Origin of the sequence: Sphingomonas sp. ACRSK (assembly GCF_022346685.1) — a bacterium.
GTDB classification, from domain to species: domain Bacteria; phylum Pseudomonadota; class Alphaproteobacteria; order Sphingomonadales; family Sphingomonadaceae; genus Sphingomonas; species Sphingomonas molluscorum.
Window position 1 is genome coordinate 60,985 of sequence record NZ_JAKRNR010000002.1, and the last position, 17,454, is coordinate 78,438.

Sequence of the window (17,454 nt, forward strand, 5' to 3'; positions counted from 1 at the left end):
GGTTCCGGTGGGGAGCCGGGACGCGCGTCCCGGCTCCGGCATGGGTCAGAGCGTGCAGCGGCGGGTCACGCCACGGCGCACCGTGTAGCTGTCGGTGCGGCTGTTGTAGCTGCGGAAGCGCTGCTGGCAGGCGCGGACGTGGCGGTACCAGTCGTTCTGGCGGCCGCGATAGGCGGCGGTCGGCGCACCGGGGCGCGCACCCCAGCCGTTGTTCCAATTGCCATAGCTGTTGCCGCGCGTGGTCGTGGTCGTGCGGGTGACCGTCCGAACGGTCGTGCGGCTCTGCTGGTGCTGGCCCTGCGCGTGGGGTGCGGGATCGTGTCGCGCCTGTGCGGAGGCAGCGGGGGCGATCATGACCAGGACGGCGCCAAGCGCGCCTGCGAGCAACTTCTGCATGGACTTCTTACTCCTTCGGTCCGCCGATACACTGGCGGCGGGGGCAGAACCCCTAGCCGGAGGAATGTTTCCCGCAGATGAGCAAGAGCGGCGGGCGCGTCTGACAGGCATCTCGGCGGCCCGGAAACTAAACCGGTAAGCCCACGTTGTTTGGCCGTAACGAAAAAGGATCGAACGATGAAGCGAGGCTGTTTGCTGTGGGTGCTGGGCGTGCCGCTCCCGGTGGTGCTGATCCTCTACTTCCTGTTCTTCCGCTAAGCACCGGGCACCGCTTGGCCCTCGGGGCAAGCGGCGCCCGCCGCGGCTAGGGCTGCACGCAGAACTCCACGTCCGTCACATAGATGCGCTCGACGCACTGCTCCGCCGCCCAGGCGAGCCCTGCGTCCTCGGCGGCCTCGCGCGTCTCGAACGGCGGCAGGCCGATCAGCGCCACCGACTGCACCTCGTCCCCGTCGCCGCAGGCGACCAGCGCCGCGCCCGACAGGTCATACCGGCCGTCCGAAAGCGCGACGATGCTGATGCAGTCGACATCGCCCGGCGCCACCTCGCCGCTCGGCAATCGGATGATTTCCATGGCTCACCTCCTCTTGATGGAGCCGCAACGCGCCAGGGCCGGAAAACGGTGCACCGGCGACGTCAGACCGGGGTCGGCGAGGGCCCCACGCGCTGTTCGGGAAGCGGCGCCGTCCTCAGCTGCCCATAGCGCGGCTCGAAGATCGCGTGCCGTGCAGCCCAGGCACCCGCGCGCGCGCTCGCGGTCCATTGAACCGCAAGCGGCGAGAGCAGCAGCCCGATCGTGACGGGCAGCAGCCACAGCGCCGTCACCGGCATCAGTGGCGACAGGAGCAGCAGCACCATCCCGAACCCCAGGTGCCAGCGATAGCGCGGCAGGATGTCGCGCATGGCGAGGCCGTCGCGCTGCCGGCTCTGCGGGTCCCAGGCGGACCGCTTGCCCGCGGCGATGCCGACCAGGTCGATCGTCTGCGTCAGCGCGATCGCCGGGGCGACCAGCATCGAGAGCGGCACGTCCAGCAGCACCGACCGGCCGATCGTCCGCCATCCGCCCAGCGCCTCGCGCCGCTCGCGGTCAGCCGTCGCCCAGATCACGCTCAGCAGCTTGGGTCCGAACAGCAGCAGCAGCGTCACCGCCAGCACCACAGCCGAGGTGCCCCGGTTCATCAGGCTCGGCTCGCCCACCAGCGCCTGGACGATGCTGGTCAGGATCAAGAGCAGCCAGAGCGGCGAGGCGAGATAGGCGGATGCCCCCAGCAACAGCTGCAACCGGTTGATCCAGTGAAACCCGGAGGCGCCAAGCAGCCGCAGGTGCTGGATGTTGCCCTGCGCCCAGCGCCGGTCGCGGACGGCGGCATCGATCAGCGTCGGCGGATATTCCTCGAAGGTCGCATCCGTCAGCACCATGTGGACGCGCCAGCCGCGCCGCCGCAGCAGCGCTGCCTCCACCATGTCGTGGCTCATGATGGTGCCGCCGAACGGCGGTCCGCCGGGAAGCTCGGGCAGGCCGCAGCAGGCGGCGAACGCCTCGATACGGATCAGCGCATTGTGGCCCCAGAAGGTCGCCTCCGATCCGGACCACCACACCAGCCCGGCGGTCGAGATCGGGCCGTAGAGATGACTCGCGAACTGCATCCAGCGCTGGAACAGCGTGGTCGCGCCGATCACCATCGGCACCGTCTGAAGCAGCGCCACCGCCGGCCGCCGGTCGAGTACCTGCGCCATGCCGATGATCGTGTCGCCGCCCATCAGGCTGTCGGCGTCGAGCATCAGCATATAGTCGTAGGCGCCGCCGAACCGCCGGATCCACTCGGCGACGTTGCCCGGCTTACGCCCGACGTTCTGTGTCCGCCGGCGATAGTAGAGCGCGCAGTCGAGCTGCTGCGCCAGCGCCCGCCATGCCGCGACTTCCTCCGCCTCCGCTTCGGGGGCGGAATCGCTCAGGATGAAGAAGTCGAAGTGCTTGGCCATGCCGCCCTGGGCGATCGCCTCGGCCATCTGGGCGATGCGCCCATAGACCGCCGCCACGTCCTCGTTGTGGACCGGCATCAGGATGGCGGTGCGGCCCTTCAGCGGCGTCGACCAGCGCGGCGTCGGCATGAAGCCGGGACGCAGGCCGGTGATCAGCAGCAGGAACCCGATCGACGCATTGATGAAGCCGAAGGAGATCAGCGCGAACAGCGGGAAGAAGATCACCAGCAGCAGCGCGTCGGTGACGCTCCAGCCATCCGCGACCAGCGACTCCTTGAGCGCGGTCGAGGCGGCGGTCGCCAGCATTGCGGTGAGCAGCACCAGCAGCACGCGCCTGGCAAGCAGGTCGCCGCCGTCCTCGCTGGGACCCGACCAGGGTTCGGGAATCCGGCGCGGGGGCGGCGGCCCGTCGAACTGCTGGACCGGCATGTCGATGGGGGCCTCTGCCGGGAGGCGAGCCGGCTGCTTCACCCGTTGAACACCGGAAACAACAGCGTTTCGCTGAGCGCACGGTCGCCCCGCTTCAGGAACAGCCGCACGTCGGCCGGACCACTGCCCTCGGGCGCGATGTCGGCGGTGATCCGCCAGCGGTTCTTCTGCCCGACCACGGGATAAGCGGCGCTGGCGATCAGCTTGCCGCGCGCGACGTCGATCGCGGGCGAGACCCCGCTCGACCGGTCGAGACCGGCAAGGCCGGCGCCCTCAAAGTCCACGACCAGCTTGCGCGCGCCCTTGGTCGGTGCGTCTCCGGGCCGACCGGCGACGCCGGTCCAGCTGTCGACCACATGCGCGGTCGCCTGGGATAGTGTCGGATCGTCCGATCCCCAGCGCAGGCCATAGTCGAACTGCAATCGCTGGCCAGCCTTGGGCGCCTCTGCCGGCACCCAGAAGGAGACGATGTTGTCGACCGTCTCGGCCGCGGTCGGGAAGGCGAACAGCACCACGTTGCCGCGGCCCCATTGCCCGCGCGGCTCGACCCAGAGGTTCGGCCGGCGGTCGTAGAAGGCGCCATCGTCCTGATAATGGTCGAAGTTGCGGTCGCGCTGGAGCAGCCCGAAGCCGCGCGGGTTTTCGTCGGCGAAGCTGTCGAGCGTCTCGTGCGGCGGATTGACGAGCGGGCGCCAGATACGCTCGCCGCGTCCGGTCAGCAGTGCGAGGCCATCGGAGTCGTGGATCTCCGGGCGCCAGTCGACGGCCGCGCCGCGGTTGCCCTCGCCATACCAGAACATGCTGGTGGCGGGCGCGATGCCCAGCCGTTCGACGTCGCGGCGCAGGTGCAGCACCGCCGACACGTCCTGCTGCACGCCATTCTGGTGGCGGCTGGCGATGCGATAGGCGCCGGTCACGCTGGCGCCGTCCATCAGCGCATAGACGGTATAGGCGTCCGCACCAGTGCGCTCGATCCAGAACTCGGTGAAGTCGGGGAATTCCTCGCGCCCCGAAATGCCGGTGTTGATCGCGATCCCGCGTGCCGACAAGCCATATTGGTCCTGCGACCCGGCCGTGCGGAAGTAAGAAGCGCCCTGGAATGCCATCCAGTCGCTCTCCTTGCCGGGCACCATGGCGCGGAAGCCGGCGATGCCGAGCGGCGGCGCGTGGCCCGACACCGCCTGGAACAGGTCGCGTGAGAAGGGGACGGCGTGCGCCTGGCCGTTCTCGACGATGTTGATCTTGACCGGGGTCGGCGCATAGCGGCCGAGCGGGAACAGGCGGATGCCGCCCGCCAACGTCTCTTCCGGCCGGTAGCGGATCGAACCCACCGCGTCATAGTCGATCGCCGCGGCCGCCGCGACGCGCTCGGGCGCGCGATAGGGCTGGCGCGCGAGGGTAGCCGCACGCTCCTGCAACGCCTCCCAGGAAAAGGGCTGGGCCGGGCTCTGCGTCTTCCGTGCCATGGCGGCAAACGGGCCGCCGAAAAGAGCTGCCAGGCCGGCAGTGGCGACGATCTCACGTCGGGTCGGGTATCGCATGCGGGCTCCAAGCCGTGATCGGGCAATTTGTTGCAGCGCAACAGATGCCTGAACGCAAGGGCACGCCTTTCGGTTCAAATCCCCAACGCGGCCGGCCGTGCAGAGAAGCGGAGCGACGGCACCGCCGCGCGGCCGGGTCCGCTCAGCCGATCGTCACGAAGCTATCGAGCACGCGCTTGCGCCCGCCGGTTTCGAAATCGATCTCCAGCTTGTTGCCCTCGATCGCCGCGATCGTGCCGTATCCGAACTTCTGGTGGAATACGCGCAGGCCCACACTCACGTCGCTGCGGCCCTTGTTGCCCAGGCTGACGGCACTTGCGCGGCTCTCGATCACGCGCGGCGCATCGCGGGTGAAGGTGGAGCCGCTGCTCGCCGCCCGCTGCCAGCCCGGCCCGCGCCCGGTGCCGCGGCTGACGTCGGCAAAGGGATCGGCACGCTCGGACCAGTTGGCGCGCCACAGGCTCTCGCCGCCCGCCATGGTGGTTTCCGCATCGATGTGCTCGGCCGGCAGCTCACCGATGAAGCGGCTGGGGAGCGACGAGGTCCACTGGCCATAGATGCGGCGGTTGGCCGCATGCAGGATCACCGCCAGCCGGCGCGCGCGCGTGATCGCGACATAGGCGAGGCGGCGTTCCTCCTCCAGGCTGGCGAGCCCGCCCTCGTCCAGCGAGCGCTGCGAGGGGAACAGTCCTTCCTCCCAGCCGGCCAGGAACACCGTGTCGAACTCCAGCCCCTTGGCGGCGTGGATCGTCATGATGGTGACCTGCGGCTCCTGGGTGGCGCCTTCATTGTCCATCACCAGGCTGACATGCTCCAGGAACGCGCCCAGGCTGTCGTATTCCTCCATCGCGCGGACGAGCTCGTTGAGGTTCTCCAGGCGCCCGGCGGCCTCGGCCGACTTCTCCGCCTGCCACATCGCCGTATAGCCGCTCTCGTCGAGCAGTTGGCGGGCGAGTTCCGGATGGGGCAGGTCGCGCGCCATGTCGCGCCAGCGGGCGATGTCGCCGACCAGCCGGCCGAGCGACTTGCGCGCCGCCCCGGTCAACTCGTCGGTGTCGAGGATGCGCGCCGCTGCCGTCATCAGCGGGCTGCCGGTCGCGCGCGCATAGCGGTGCACGGTCGCCACCGCCTTGTCGCCGAGGCCCCGCTTGGGCACGTTGACGATGCGCTCGAACGCCAGGTCGTCGGCGGGCTGATTGACGACGCGCAGGTAGGCGATGGCGTCGCGGATCTCCATCCGCTCGTAGAAGCGCTGGCCGCCGACGATGCGATAGGGAAGGCCGATGGCGATGAACCGGTCCTCGAACTCGCGGGTCTGGTGCTGCGCGCGCACCAGGATCGCCATCTCGTCATAGGACTTGCCCGCGCGGCGGCACGCCTCCATCTCCTCGCCGACGCGCCGCGCCTCCTCGGGGCCATCCCAGACGCCGATCACGCGCACCTTCTCGCCCGCGTCGAGCTCGGTCCACAGCTGCTTGCCCAGCCGGCCGCTGTTGTTGGCGATCACGCCGCCGGCCGCACCCAGGATGTGCGGGGTGGAGCGGTAGTTCTGCTCCAGCCGGATCACCTTGGCGCCGGGGAAGTCGCGCTCGAAGCGCAGGATGTTCTCCACCTGCGCGCCGCGCCAGGAATAGATCGACTGGTCGTCGTCGCCCACGCAGCAGATATTCTTCCGCTCCTGCGCCAGCAGCCGCAGCCACAGATACTGGACCGAGTTGGTGTCCTGATACTCGTCCACCATGATGTAGCGGAAGCGCTGCTGATAGTGTTCCAGCACGTCGCGATGGGTGCGCAGGATGGTCAGCACGTGCAGCAGCAGGTCGCCGAAGTCGCAGGCGTTCACCGCCTTGAGGCGATCCTGATACTGCTGGTACAGCTCGCCGCCGCGACCGTTGGCGAAGCGCTCGCTCTCGCCCGCGTCGACGTCGGCAGGGGTCATCCCCTTGTTCTTCCAGCTGTCGATCACGCCGGCGAGCTGGCGCGCGGGAAACCGCTTCTCGTCCAGGTTCGCCGCCACGATCAGCTGCTTCATCAGCCGCAGCTGGTCGTCGGTGTCGAGGATGGTGAAGTTCGACTGCAGACCCACCAGCTCGGCATGCCGGCGCAGCATCTTCGCACCGATCGCATGGAACGTGCCGAGCCACGGCATGCCCTCCACCGCGTCGCCGACCAGCCGCCCGACGCGCTCGCGCATCTCGCGCGCCGCCTTGTTGGTGAAGGTGACCGACAGGATCTCCGACGGCCATGCCTTGCGCGTATAGAGCAGGTGCGCCAGCCGCGCCGTCAGCGCCGCGGTCTTGCCCGTGCCCGCGCCGGCCAGCACCAGCACCGGACCCTCGCTCGTCAGCACCGCCTCGCGCTGCGGTTCGTTGAGGCCCCGCAGATACGGCGGGTCCTGGGGCGAGGGGGTGGTCTGCGGCACGGTCATGCGCGAACAGCTAGGGAACGAAGCCTGCCGGGGCAAGGCTTGAACCATGGCATTCCTCGCGCTGGAGGTTGAGGCAATAGCCGCCCCGGCAGCTGCCGTATCCCTGCGAAAGCAGGGATCCAGGGCCAAGCAGAACAACGACCTGTCACGCTCGGAACCCTGGGCTCCTGCCTTCGCAGGAGCACGAGATCGGGCACGTAATGATGCTGCGTTGCGCCATCAGCATCAGCAATAAAGATGCGCAGCTAGGTTGACCTCACGTAATCGCCCGGCCAACCAGCGCGCATGACTGCCCCACCCTCCGCCGCCATGCCGATCCCGGCCGCCGTTCTGCCCGCTGAGAATGGCCCCTCCAGCCGCCGCATCCTGCTCGCGAGCCTCGTCGGCACCTCGGTCGAATTCTACGACTTCTACATCTACGCGACCGCCGCGGCGCTGGTGTTCCCGACGCTGTTCTTCCCGGCCGAGTCGGAGTCGGCGCGGCTGATGCTGAGCTACGCCAGCCTCGGCCTCGCGTTCCTCGCCCGCCCGCTCGGCGCGGCGCTGTTCGGCCACTTTGGCGACCGCATGGGGCGCAAGTCGACGCTGGTCGCCTCGCTGATGCTGATGGGCGGCTCGACGCTCGCGATCGCGTTCCTGCCCACCTACGGCCAGGTCGGTCTGCTCGCCCCGTTCCTGCTGTGCGTGCTGCGCTTCGCCCAGGGGCTGGGCCTTGGCGGCGAGTGGGGCGGGGCGGCGCTGCTCGCGGTGGAGAATGCGCCCAAGGGCTGGGCCGGCCGCTTCGGATCGGTGCCGCAGCTGGGCGCACCGGTTGGCTTCCTCGCCGCCAATGGCCTGTTCCTGCTGCTCGGGCTCGGCCTGGACGAGGCGGCCTTCCGCAGCTGGGGCTGGCGCCTGCCGTTCCTCGCCAGCGCGCTCCTGGTCGGCCTCGGCCTGTGGGTCCGCCTCAAGCTCACCGAGACCGCCGAGTTCCGCGCCGCCCTGGAACACGAAGCGCCCGCAACCGTGCCGCTCGCCGAACTCTTCCGCAGCCATCTTCGCGGCACGCTCGCCGGCACGTTCGGCGCGGTCGCCTGCTTCGCACTCTACTACATCGCCACCGCCTTCGCGCTTGGCCACGGCACCACGCGCCTCGGCTTCTCGCGCGACACCTTCCTGTCGATGCAGCTGTTCGCGATCCTGTTCATGGCCGCCGGCATCGCGCTCGCCGGCTGGTGGGCGGATCGCAGCACCACCGGCCGGGTGCTCGCCTTCGGCTGTGGGGGCGTGATCGTCGCCGGCCTGCTCATGCAGCCGCTGATGGGCGGCGGCACGATCGCAGCCGTCACCGCCTGGCTGGCCATCGCGTTGTTCGCGATGGGCTTCGTCTATGGACCGCTCGGCGCCTGGCTGCCGGGCCTGTTCCCGCCGCGCGTGCGCTACACCGGTGCGTCGATGGCGTTCAACGTCGGCGGGGTGATCGGCGGCGCGGTGACGCCGATGGCGGCAGAGGCCTTGGCGCAGAATGGCGGGCTCACCCCCGTTGGGCTCTACCTCGCCATCGCCGGGCTGTTCAGTCTTGCGGGTCTGTGGCTGGTTCCGCGCGCCGCAGCAAAGTGAGCTTCGCCTTCCCATAGACACGCTCGGCATTGACGACGAAGCCAGACGCATCGACATCCTCGGTGCGCCCGGTCTCGACGCTCACCCAGGTTGCCGGCCCAATCCAGTTGAGCCGCGCGAGCTTGTCGGCGGCAACCCACCCGGCGCCGCTCGCATAGGGCGGATCCATCATCACCAGGTCGAGTGGCGTGGCGGTCGGCCCCAGCGCCAGCACCGACTGCGCCCGCACCTGTGCGCCCTTGGCGCCGAGCTTCTCGACATTGGCGCGCAGTGCATCGAGCGCATGCCGGTCCTGCTCCACGAATAGGCACGACGCGGCGCCCCGCGACAGCGCCTCGAGCCCGAGCGCGCCCGAGCCCGCGAACAGATCCGCGACCGCCAGTCCCTCGAAGCTGCCGACACGGCTTGCCAGCATCGAGAACAGCGCCTCGCGCGTGCGATCCGCGGTCGGGCGGGTCGCTTCACCCTTGGGCGCGGCGATGGGACGGCCCCGCCACTGGCCGGAAATAATGCGCATCAGCGGCGACCCTTCGGAGGACCGCCGGGCCGCCCGCCCCGCGGCGGACGGGCGGGACCATCCCCCCGCGGCGGACGCGGTGCATCACCGCGCGGCGCACGCGGACCATCTCCGCGCGGTCCCCGCGGACCATCCCCACGCGGCGGCCTCGAGCCCTCCGGGCGGGGGGTGCGCGGACCTTCGCTGCGCGGTCCGCGGCCCTCACCACGGGGTGCAGCGCCAAACTCCCCGGAGCGCGGCTTCCCGAATGCGCTGCGCGGCCCGTCCCCGCGCTGCGGACGCTCGCCTCGCTGGGGACGCTCCGTCCGCTCGGGGCGTTCGCCACGCGGCGGACGTCGATCCTCGCGCGCCGGGCGTTCGCCACCAAAGGCTGCCGACAGCGTACGGCGGGGCTTGTCGCCACGTCCCGCCTCGGCAGGGCGCTCCGCCCGCTCGGCGGCCGGCTTGCGGCCGGTGCGGTCGGCGAAGGCGGCTGCGCGCTGGCCCCGCGGGCTGCGCGGTGCGCCGGTGTCGTCGCGACGGCCGGCAAGACCGTCCTTGCGGCGCGGGCCGCGTTCGGCCGTGCGCTTGCCAAAGCCACTCCCGCGCGGCGCATCACCCGTGTCTTCGTCTGCCGGGCGGCTGCGGCGGAACGCCTGCGGGTGCGGCTGCACCTCGCGCGCGACCCGCTCGCCATAGGGTGCCGGGGAAGGACGTGGACGTGCCGGCGCGGTCCGATCGCGCGAGGGTTCGCGGCGCCACTGCTTCAGCGCCGCCGGATCGGCGCCCTCGGGTGCCGGCTTGCTGGTCGGCCGGTCCTTCAGCGTCTTGCGGAATGCGACCAGGTCGTGCTGCCGGATCTCGTCCACCGACGCGATCGGCATGTCTTCGAGATAGAAGGGGCCGTAGCGGGTGCGGATCAGGCGCGAGACCTGGAGGCCCAGATACTCGAGCACGCGCCGCACTTCGCGGTTCTTGCCCTCGGTCAGGGTCATCTCGATCCAGACGTTGGTGCCGGTCCGCCGCTCCATGTTGGCGTTGATCGGGCCATAGCGGACGCCCTCGATCTCGACGCCCAGCATCAGCTCTTCGAGCTGCGCCTGGCTCACGTCGCCATAGGCACGCGCGCGATAGGTGCGCTCGACGCCCGTCGCCGGCAGTTCCAGCTGCCGCTTCAACTCGCCGTCGGTGGTCAGCAGCAGCAACCCCTCAGTGTTAAGGTCAAGCCGCCCGACCGGCATCAGCCGCGGCAGGTCGCCGGGCATGCGGTCATAGATCGTCTGGCGGCCATGCGGATCGCGAGCGGCGGTCAGCACGCCCGCGGGCTTGTGATAGCGGAACAGCCGGGTCGGGGCGGCGGCCTGCACCGGCTCGCCATCCACGGTGATGCCGCGCAGCGAAGTGAGCAGCGTCGCCGGCGTCTCGATCGGCACGCCGTCGAGCGCGACGCGGCGCGCCTCGATCAGCCGTTCGACGTCGCGGCGCGAGGCAACCCCGGCGCGGGCGAGCAGCTTTGCGATTCGCTGCGGTTCATTGGTCTTGGACGTCGACACGATGGGGAAATGCTATCCTGTTACGCCTGCGCGACGAAATCGTGCGGCGGCGGTGATCGTTCGATCGGTTCGGGTGTTTCTACGCTATAGGGCAGACCCCGTAGAGAGGGAAGCGAGCGGCGGATGTTGTTTGGCAAGAAGAAGCGGCGGATCCAGCGCATCCTGGTGGTGGAGGATGAGCCGTTGGTCGCATTCGACGCCGAACATCTTCTGGCGGATTCGGGATTCGAGATCGTCGCCACTACCGATCTGGTGAGCGAGGGCCTCGCCGCGGTGAACAGTGACGCCCCGATCGACCTGGTGCTGGTGGACGTGTCGCTGAGCGACGGCAGCGGCATCGACGTGGCGCGCGCGGCCCGGCAGCGCGGCATCCCCGTGATGTTCGTGACGGGTGCCTGCCCGGAGGGCGCACGCGAGCTCGCGGTCGGCTGCCTGGCCAAGCCCTATCCCCAGCGCGACCTGCTCGCCGCGATCGAGGCGCTGGAAACGCTGCTGGACGGCAAGGCCCCGCGCAAGCTGCCGAGCAGCTTCAGCCTCTTCGCGAAGCTCGCTTGAGCATGTTTGCCGGAGGGGTGACCGAACGATAGTCCCGACGTCCCGCGTGCTTGGTTGCTGTCCGTAAGACACGCGGGACGACGGGTGACGTTTCGAGGCTCCAGTCCGGACCCTCGCCGTCGGCCACGCTTCTATCACTCCCTGGAGATGAACCCCAGCCGAATGGGTAGGATTTGCGGCAGGCCGATTTGCGCCCCTTCAAAAGCGGCGGGAGCGCGTTAGGGTGCGCGCGGTTTGCTGCCGGGGCGGCGTTTCAAGGAAAGTGCAATGGTTGAGGTCGCCGGCGAGCGCAACGGAGGCAGGCGCCGCGTGGCAGCGATGGCGCCCTATGTGCGCCCGAAGCCGCTGGTCGCGTTCCTGCTCGGCATCGCCAGCGGCTTCCCGCTCACGCTGCTGCTCGGCACCATGGGCTTCTGGCTGGCCAAGGTCGGCATCGACAAGAAGACCATCGGCTTCGCGATCGGCCTCACCACGCCCTATACGCTCAAGTTCCTGTGGGCGCCGCTGATCGACCGGCTGCGCCTGCCGGTGCTCACGCGGCTGGTCGGGCAGCGCCGCGCCTGGCTGTTCTTCATCCAGGCGCTCCTGTTCGTGTCCGTGTGGATGCTCGGCGCCAGCCAGCCGGAGCTCCATTTGGGGCTCTTCGCCTTCTGGGCGATCGTGACGGCCTTCCTGTCCGCGACCCAGGACATCGTCATCGACGCCTATCGCATCGAGATCCTCTCCGACGAGGAACTGCCCTTCGGCACCGCCAACAACCAGTTCGGCTATCGCATCGGCAACCTCATCGCCGGCGTCGGCACCATCGCCATCGCCTCTCCGGAGGGGTGGGGCCTCGGCTGGGCGCTGGGCTATGGCCTCACCGCCTTCTGTGTCGTGCCGGCGATGCTGGGCGCCTTGTATGCCGGGCCGGGCCGCCACGATGCCACCGTCGCGCGCGAAGGCTCGCACGGCCAGTGGCTGCGCGACACCGTCGTCGGGCCTTTCCGTGAGTTCCTGCGCCGCCGCGGCGCGGTGCTGATCCTGCTGTTCGTGCTGATCTACAAGCTCGGCGACGCCATGGGGCAGGCGATGCTCAACCCGATGATCGTCGAGCTCGGCTTCTCCGACACCGAGTTCATCGCCATCAACAAGGTGGTCGGCTTCTGGGGCCTGATCGTCGGCACCGCGCTCGCCGCGCCGTTCATGGCCTGGCTCGGCATGGGACGGGCGCTGATCGCCTCGGGCGTGCTGATGATGCTGAGCAACCTGACCTTCGCGATCCTCGCCATGCACGGCCATTCCGTGACCTGGCTGACGATCGCGGTCGCCACCGAGCAGGTGACGAGCGGCATCGGCCTGACCGTGTTCGTGACCTATCTCTCGGGTCTCTCGAACCTCGCCTATACCGCCACCCAGTTCGCGCTCCTGTCCTCCTTCGCCGCGGTCGGGCGGACGTGGCTCGCCGCACCCGCGGGGCTGGCCGCCGATGCGCTCGGCTGGGTCGGCTTCTGGCTGCTGACCATGGTGGTGGCGCTGCCGGGCCTGCTGCTGCTCGGCCTGTTGTGGCGGCGCGGCTTCGTCGTCCAGAACGTCCGCCAGCCCGGCACCGAGAAGGTTCCGGACGAGGCGCCCGCCGCCGCCTAGTCGAGCGGCCGCCCGCCGTCTCGAAACGCCAGCGCGAGCAGGTGGGCGGTCGCGACCAGCCCGCCTGCATGCCGCACGCCTAGGAGGTCGCGCAGCAGCAGTTCGGCCCGCTCGGGGTGCGTCTCGACGGAGCCGAGCACATCCACCAGCGCGGCCTCTCCGGAGGTCATGCGCGGGCAGCAGCAGGGGGCGATCTGGATCGGGTTGGCCGACGTCTTCGACACCTCCGCCATCAACGCGCGCAGCAGCAGCAGGGGCCGGCGGAACTCACGGCCGAACGCGGTCATGTACGCATGCGCAGCCGCCGCGTCGTGGAGCCCGTTCGCCCCCGTGCGGCGGATGCCATAGAGGAGCAGCAGCCGATCCTCCTGCGAGGGCCAGCCGTGCGGCAGCATCTCGGACAGGGAATGCAAAAGGGGCTGGGCGGTGGTCATGCGAGTCTCCTGCCGCGTGGTGTGGCAGCAGGTTCGTGCGCCCTCTATTGCAAGTCAATATCAATAAGGCGCATCAATCCGGCAGTTCGTCGTTCGCCTCCAGAACCGTGCCCGCCAGGTAGAGCGAGCCCAGCACCAGCACCACCGGCGGCTCCCCTGCGTCCGCCCGCCCGGCCACCATCCGTAGCGCCGTCGAAACCTCGCCGGCGACCGCGGTGCTCGTGATGCCAAGGCGATGTGCCGTCTCCACCAGCTCGGCCGGGGCATGATCCGCGTGCCCAGGCACCGGCACTGCCGTCAGGCTCGCGATGAAGGGGGCGAACGGCGCCAGCAGCCCCTCGGCATCCTTGTTGGCAAGCATCCCGAGCACCAGGTGGATCGGCCGCCCGTGCGCGACCCGCTCGATGGTGTCCGCCACCGCGTCGGCCGCCGCCGGGTTGTGCCCGCCGTCGAGCCACAGCTCGGACCCGGGGGGCAGCAGCGCGAGCAGCGGGCCCCGCGCCAGGCGCTGCATCCGCGCGGGCCAGCGCGCCTCCCGCGCTGCTGCGGCAAAGGCAGCGTCCGGACCGGCGATCCGCGTCTGGTGGCGCAGCGTGGCGATCGCCAGCGCCAGGTTGGCCGGCTGGTGCGGCCCGGCGAGCGCGGGGAGCGGCGTCACCAGCGTCCCCTTCGCGTCGCTGTAGCACAGCTCGCCGCTCTCGACCCGGAACGACCAGTCGCTGCCGCGTGGGAAGAGCGGGGCGCCGGCGTGGGCGGCCACCGCTGCGACCGCCTCGGCCACGGTCGGCGGATAGGCCATGGTGATCAGCGGCACGCCGGGCTTCGCGATGCCAGCCTTCTCCCGCGCGATCGCCTCGGCGGTGTCGCCCAGGAACGCCTGGTGGTCGATGCCCAGCTGCGCGATGGCGGTGGCAGCGGGGGCCGGGATCACGTTGGTCGCATCCAGCCGCCCGCCAAGCCCGACCTCGATGATGCAGGCGTCCGCGCGCGTGCGGGTGAAGGCGAGGAAGGCGACCGCCGTCGTCACCTCGAAGAAGCTCGCGCCGATGTCCGCGCCCGCATCCAGCACCTCCGCCAGCAGCGCTGCCAGTTCCGCGTCCTCGATCAGGCGGCCGGCGACCCGGATTCGCTCGTTGAAGCGCACCAAGTGTGGGCTGGTATAGACGTGGACGGTCTTGCCCGCCGCCTCCAGCGCCGCGCGCAGGAAGGCGCAGGTCGACCCCTTGCCGTTGGTGCCGGCGACATGGATCACTGGCGGCAGCGCCTGCTGCGGATCGTCGAGCCGCGCGAGCAGCCGCGTGATCCGGTCGAGCCCCAGCACGTCGGCCCCCGGGCCGAGTGCCATCAGGCGGTCGAGCTGGAACTGTACGGCGGGGTCGGCGGAACGGGCATGGTCGGGCATGGCAGCGCCCTTAGCGCCGCTTGGCGCCGCCGTCGCGGGGGAAGTGGCGCCGGCTCGCGTCGAGGAGCCGACGCCCGCGGATCACGCCGCCTGCTTGTTGCCCGCGCACAGGAAGTCGATCAGCTCGGCCAGCGTGCTGCGCAGTTCCTTGCGGTGCGTGACCATGTCGATCAGGCCATGGTCGCGATAATATTCCGACGTCTGGAAATCGTCCGGCAGCTTCTCGCGGATCGTGCTCTCGATCACGCGGCGGCCGGTGAAGGCAAGCGTCGCCTTCGGCTCGGCGATCTGCACGTCGCCCAGCATCGCATAGGCCGCCATCACCCCGCCCGAGGTCGGGTCGGTGAGCACGACGATGTACGGCAGGCCCGCATCATGCAGCATCTCGATGGCGACGGTAGTGCGGGGCATCTGCATCAGGCTGAGGATGCCTTCCTGCATGCGCGCGCCGCCCGATGCGGTGAAGACGATGAACGGGCAGTTCTGCTCGATCGCCTTTTCCACGCCGGCGATGAACGCCTCGCCCACGGCCTGGCCCATCGATCCGCCCATGAAGCCGAAGTTCTGGACGCCCACCACGGCCTTGTGGCCGTCGATGGTGCCCAGCGCGTTAATCCACGCATCGCTGTCACCGGTGCTGGCGCGCGCGGCCTTCAGTCGGTCGGCATAGCGCTTGGAGTCCCGGAACTTGAGCGGGTCCTCCGGCACGGTCGGGCTCGGCAGCGTCTCGCAGCTGCCCTCGTCGAACAGATAGGCGAACCGCTCCTTGGGGCCGATGCGCTCGTGATGGTCGCACATCGGGCAGACATACTGGTTCTCCTCCAATTCCTTGGTGAAGACCATCTGCCCGCAGCCCTTGCACTTGTGCCACAGGTTATCGGGCGTCTGGCGCGGGGCGACGAAGGGGAGCGCGTTGCGAACGCGGGTAATCCAGCTCATGCAAGTTCCTTCCGGGCGCTCGCCAGCGCGGCGGCGAGCGACTGAATATAGGTGCGCACCGGCTCCGCGGCAGCGGTGCCGTGTACGCCGACGATCTCCACGATCGCCGATCCGACCACCACGCCGTCGGCCACGCCGCCGATCGCGGCAGCCTGTTCGGGCGTGCGGACGCCGAAGCCCACCGCGATCGGCAGGTCGGTCGATTGCTTCAGCCGCGCCACCGCCTCGTCGATCGAGGCCTGCGCCGCCTGCTGCTTGCCGGTGATGCCGGCGACGGACACGTAGTAGAGGAAGCCACCGGCGCCATCGAGCACCGCGGGCAGTCGCGCCACGTCAGTGGTGGGGGTGGCGAGCCGGATCGGCGCGATGCCGCGCGCGCGCAGCGCCACGCCCAGGCTGTCGTCCTCTTCCGGCGGGATGTCGACGCAGATCACGCCGTCCACGCCCGCATCCGCTGCCGCTTCCGCGAACCAGTCGGCACTGCGGCGGACCATCGGGTTGGCATAGCCCATCAGCACCAGCGGCACGTCGGCGTGCCGGCTGCGGAACTCGCGGACGATCGCCAGGATGTCGGCAGTCGTCGTGCCCGCGCCCAGGCTGCGGATGTTGGCCAGCTGGATCGCCGGCCCGTCCGCCATCGGATCGGTGAACGGCATGCCGAGCTCGATCACGTCGGCGCCGCCCGCAACCAGCGCGTCCAGGATCGCGCCCGTCGCCTGCGGGTTCGGATCGCCCGCTGTCACGAAGGTGACCAGCGCCGCGCGCCCCTGCTCGCGGCAGCGCGCGAAGGTGTCGGCAATGCGGCTCATATCGCGACCCCAAGGGCGGCCGCGACCGTGAAGATGTCCTTGTCGCCGCGCCCGCACAGGTTTGCGAGGATGATCTGGTCTTCCCGCATTTCTCGTGCCTTGCGCGACACTGCTGCGATCGCATGCGAAGGTTCGAGCGCGGGGATGATGCCCTCGGTCCGGCACAGCAGCTGGAAGGCGTCAAGCGCTTCCACGTCCGTCACCGCCTCATACTTCACGCGGCCGATCTCGTGCAGCCAGCTGTGCTCCGGGCCGATGCCCGGATAATCGAGTCCTGCCGAGATCGAGTGCGCCTCGGCGATCTGGCCGTCCTCGTCCTGCAGCAGGTACGTCTTGTTGCCGTGCAGGATACCCGGTGCGCCGCCCGCCAAGCTTGCGGCATGCTGCTTGTCCAGGCCATGGCCCGCCGCCTCGATGCCGAGCATCGCCACCTCGGCGTCGTCCAGGAACGGGTGGAACAGCCCGATCGCGTTGGAGCCGCCACCGATCGCCGCCACCAGCAGGTCGGGCAGGCGGTTGATGCGCGACAGCATCTGCGCGCGCGCCTCGCGCCCGATCACCGACTGGAAGTCGCGAACCAGCTCCGGGTAGGGGTGGGGGCCGGCCGCGGTGCCGATGATGTAGAAGGTGTCGTGAACGTTCGCGACCCAATCGCGCAGCGCCTCGTTCATCGCGTCCTTCAGCGTCGCCGCCCCGCTCGCCACCGGGCGGACTTCCGCGCCCAGCAGCTTCATGCGGAACACGTTCGGCTGCTGCCGCTCGACGTCCTTGGCGCCCATGAAGATGGTGCAGGGCAGGCCGAAGCGCGCACACACCGTCGCGGTCGCGACGCCGTGCTGGCCCGCGCCGGTTTCGGCGATGATGCGGGTCTTGCCCATCCGCATCGCGAGCAGGATCTGGCCGATGCAGTTGTTGATCTTGTGCGCGCCCGTGTGGTTGAGCTCGTCGCGCTTGAACCACACCTGCGCGCCCATGCCGGGCTCCGCGTTCTCGCGCAGCGTCTCGGTCAGCCGCTCGGCATAGTAGAGCGGGCTGGGGCGGCCGACATAATGTTCGAGCAGGTCGTCGAACTGGGCCTGGAACGCTGGATCGGCCTTGGCCGCGCGATATTCGCGCTCCAGATCCAGGATCAGCGGCATCAGCGTCTCGGCGACATAGCGGCCGCCGAACTGGCCGAAATGGCCGCGCTCGTCGGGCTGGGCGCGGAAGGTGTTGGGCGCATTCATGGCCCCGGCTTTAGCAGCGGCGGGGACGCCCTCAACCC

General features: G+C 69.8%; 15 protein-coding genes. 3 read left to right on the forward strand and 12 right to left on the reverse strand.

The features are described 5' to 3' along the window. Positions 1 to 45: 45 nt before the first annotated feature. From MHZ35_RS01550 to MHZ35_RS01570, 5 genes are all read right to left on the reverse strand, one after another. On the reverse strand, positions 46 to 396 hold the full coding sequence (locus MHZ35_RS01550; RefSeq protein WP_132881937.1) for a BA14K family protein: 351 nt from the start codon (positions 394 to 396) through the stop codon (positions 46 to 48). A gap of 304 nt (positions 397 to 700) precedes the next feature. Continuing rightward, the gene (locus MHZ35_RS01555; RefSeq protein WP_125960109.1) at positions 701 to 970 is read right to left on the reverse strand and encodes a hypothetical protein; all 270 of its coding nucleotides are present in this window, start codon (positions 968 to 970) and stop codon (positions 701 to 703) included. A gap of 62 nt (positions 971 to 1,032) precedes the next feature. After that, complete coding sequence (mdoH, locus tag MHZ35_RS01560; protein ID WP_239434076.1) at positions 1,033 to 2,850, reverse strand: glucans biosynthesis glucosyltransferase MdoH; 1,818 nt, start codon at positions 2,848 to 2,850, stop codon at positions 1,033 to 1,035. Further along, positions 2,847 to 4,349, reverse strand: coding sequence for a glucan biosynthesis protein (locus MHZ35_RS01565; RefSeq protein ID WP_239434078.1), 1,503 nt, complete (start codon positions 4,347 to 4,349; stop codon positions 2,847 to 2,849). Before MHZ35_RS01565 ends, mdoH begins: the two co-directional genes overlap by 4 nt. Positions 4,350 to 4,491: 142 nt before the next feature. Continuing rightward, entirely contained in the window at positions 4,492 to 6,777 is a 2,286-nt protein-coding gene (locus tag MHZ35_RS01570) for an ATP-dependent helicase (RefSeq protein ID WP_239434079.1), read from the reverse strand. Between the two features lie 309 nt (positions 6,778 to 7,086). Here MHZ35_RS01570 and MHZ35_RS01575 point away from each other — a divergent pair, with 309 nt between their 5' ends. Continuing rightward, entirely contained in the window at positions 7,087 to 8,376 is a 1,290-nt protein-coding gene (locus MHZ35_RS01575; protein WP_239434227.1) for an MFS transporter, read from the forward strand. Here the strand turns inward: MHZ35_RS01575 and rsmD are convergent. Both rsmD and MHZ35_RS01585 read right to left on the reverse strand, forming a co-directional pair. Beyond that, positions 8,330 to 8,893, reverse strand: a complete 564-nt coding sequence (gene rsmD, locus MHZ35_RS01580; protein ID WP_239434080.1) for a 16S rRNA (guanine(966)-N(2))-methyltransferase RsmD — start codon at positions 8,891 to 8,893, stop codon at positions 8,330 to 8,332. The genes MHZ35_RS01575 and rsmD overlap by 47 nt on opposite strands. Continuing rightward, positions 8,893 to 10,425, reverse strand: a complete 1,533-nt coding sequence (locus MHZ35_RS01585) for a pseudouridine synthase (RefSeq protein WP_239434081.1) — start codon at positions 10,423 to 10,425, stop codon at positions 8,893 to 8,895. The genes rsmD and MHZ35_RS01585 overlap by 1 nt, the downstream gene beginning before the upstream one ends. A 123-nt stretch (positions 10,426 to 10,548) precedes the next feature. Between MHZ35_RS01585 and MHZ35_RS01590 the strand changes: the two genes are divergently transcribed. Then, a complete protein-coding gene (locus MHZ35_RS01590; protein ID WP_239434082.1) occupies positions 10,549 to 10,980 on the forward strand; it encodes a response regulator in 432 nt (143 codons plus the stop codon). Between the two features lie 267 nt (positions 10,981 to 11,247). Next, a complete protein-coding gene (locus MHZ35_RS01595; protein ID WP_125960102.1) occupies positions 11,248 to 12,606 on the forward strand; it encodes an AmpG family muropeptide MFS transporter in 1,359 nt (452 codons plus the stop codon). Here the strand turns inward: MHZ35_RS01595 and MHZ35_RS01600 are convergent. The 5 genes from MHZ35_RS01600 to trpB all read right to left on the reverse strand — a co-directional run bounded on the left by MHZ35_RS01600 (position 12,603) and on the right by trpB (position 17,416). Next, on the reverse strand, positions 12,603 to 13,040 hold the full coding sequence (locus MHZ35_RS01600; RefSeq protein ID WP_239434083.1) for a DUF6628 family protein: 438 nt from the start codon (positions 13,038 to 13,040) through the stop codon (positions 12,603 to 12,605). The two genes, MHZ35_RS01595 and MHZ35_RS01600, sit on opposite strands and share 4 nt — an antisense overlap. Before the next feature lie 73 nt (positions 13,041 to 13,113). Then, positions 13,114 to 14,442, reverse strand: a complete 1,329-nt coding sequence (locus MHZ35_RS01605; RefSeq protein ID WP_239434084.1) for a bifunctional folylpolyglutamate synthase/dihydrofolate synthase — start codon at positions 14,440 to 14,442, stop codon at positions 13,114 to 13,116. A gap of 81 nt (positions 14,443 to 14,523) precedes the next feature. Next, complete coding sequence (accD, locus tag MHZ35_RS01610; RefSeq protein WP_125960100.1) at positions 14,524 to 15,381, reverse strand: acetyl-CoA carboxylase, carboxyltransferase subunit beta; 858 nt, start codon at positions 15,379 to 15,381, stop codon at positions 14,524 to 14,526. Continuing rightward, the gene (trpA, locus tag MHZ35_RS01615; protein WP_239434085.1) at positions 15,378 to 16,190 is read right to left on the reverse strand and encodes a tryptophan synthase subunit alpha; all 813 of its coding nucleotides are present in this window, start codon (positions 16,188 to 16,190) and stop codon (positions 15,378 to 15,380) included. Before trpA ends, accD begins: the two co-directional genes overlap by 4 nt. Continuing rightward, positions 16,187 to 17,416 carry a tryptophan synthase subunit beta gene (gene trpB, locus MHZ35_RS01620; RefSeq protein ID WP_239434086.1) on the reverse strand — a complete coding sequence of 410 codons (1,230 nt, stop codon included), beginning with the start codon at positions 17,414 to 17,416 and terminating at the stop codon, positions 16,187 to 16,189. Before trpB ends, trpA begins: the two co-directional genes overlap by 4 nt. Positions 17,417 to 17,454: the final 38 nt, after the last annotated feature.

Bases quoted from the DNA above. Each gene is read 5' to 3' on its own strand.
- trpA (WP_239434085.1), bottom strand. From the start codon at position 16,190: ATGAGCCGCATTGCCGACACCTTCGCGCGCTGCCGCGAGCAGGGGCGC.
- MHZ35_RS01595 (WP_125960102.1), top strand. From the start codon at position 11,248: ATGGTTGAGGTCGCCGGCGAGCGCAACGGAGGCAGGCGCCGCGTGGCA.
- MHZ35_RS01600 (WP_239434083.1), bottom strand. From the start codon at position 13,040: ATGACCACCGCCCAGCCCCTTTTGCATTCCCTGTCCGAGATGCTGCCG.
- MHZ35_RS01555 (WP_125960109.1), bottom strand. From the start codon at position 970: ATGGAAATCATCCGATTGCCGAGCGGCGAGGTGGCGCCGGGCGATGTC.
- accD (WP_125960100.1), bottom strand. From the start codon at position 15,381: ATGAGCTGGATTACCCGCGTTCGCAACGCGCTCCCCTTCGTCGCCCCG.
- MHZ35_RS01605 (WP_239434084.1), bottom strand. From the start codon at position 14,442: ATGCCCGACCATGCCCGTTCCGCCGACCCCGCCGTACAGTTCCAGCTC.
- rsmD (WP_239434080.1), bottom strand. From the start codon at position 8,893: ATGCGCATTATTTCCGGCCAGTGGCGGGGCCGTCCCATCGCCGCGCCC.
- MHZ35_RS01570 (WP_239434079.1), bottom strand. From the start codon at position 6,777: ATGACCGTGCCGCAGACCACCCCCTCGCCCCAGGACCCGCCGTATCTG.
- MHZ35_RS01590 (WP_239434082.1), top strand. From the start codon at position 10,549: ATGTTGTTTGGCAAGAAGAAGCGGCGGATCCAGCGCATCCTGGTGGTG.
- MHZ35_RS01565 (WP_239434078.1), bottom strand. From the start codon at position 4,349: ATGCGATACCCGACCCGACGTGAGATCGTCGCCACTGCCGGCCTGGCA.
- MHZ35_RS01550 (WP_132881937.1), bottom strand. From the start codon at position 396: ATGCAGAAGTTGCTCGCAGGCGCGCTTGGCGCCGTCCTGGTCATGATC.
- trpB (WP_239434086.1), bottom strand. From the start codon at position 17,416: ATGAATGCGCCCAACACCTTCCGCGCCCAGCCCGACGAGCGCGGCCAT.
- MHZ35_RS01575 (WP_239434227.1), top strand. From the start codon at position 7,087: ATGCCGATCCCGGCCGCCGTTCTGCCCGCTGAGAATGGCCCCTCCAGC.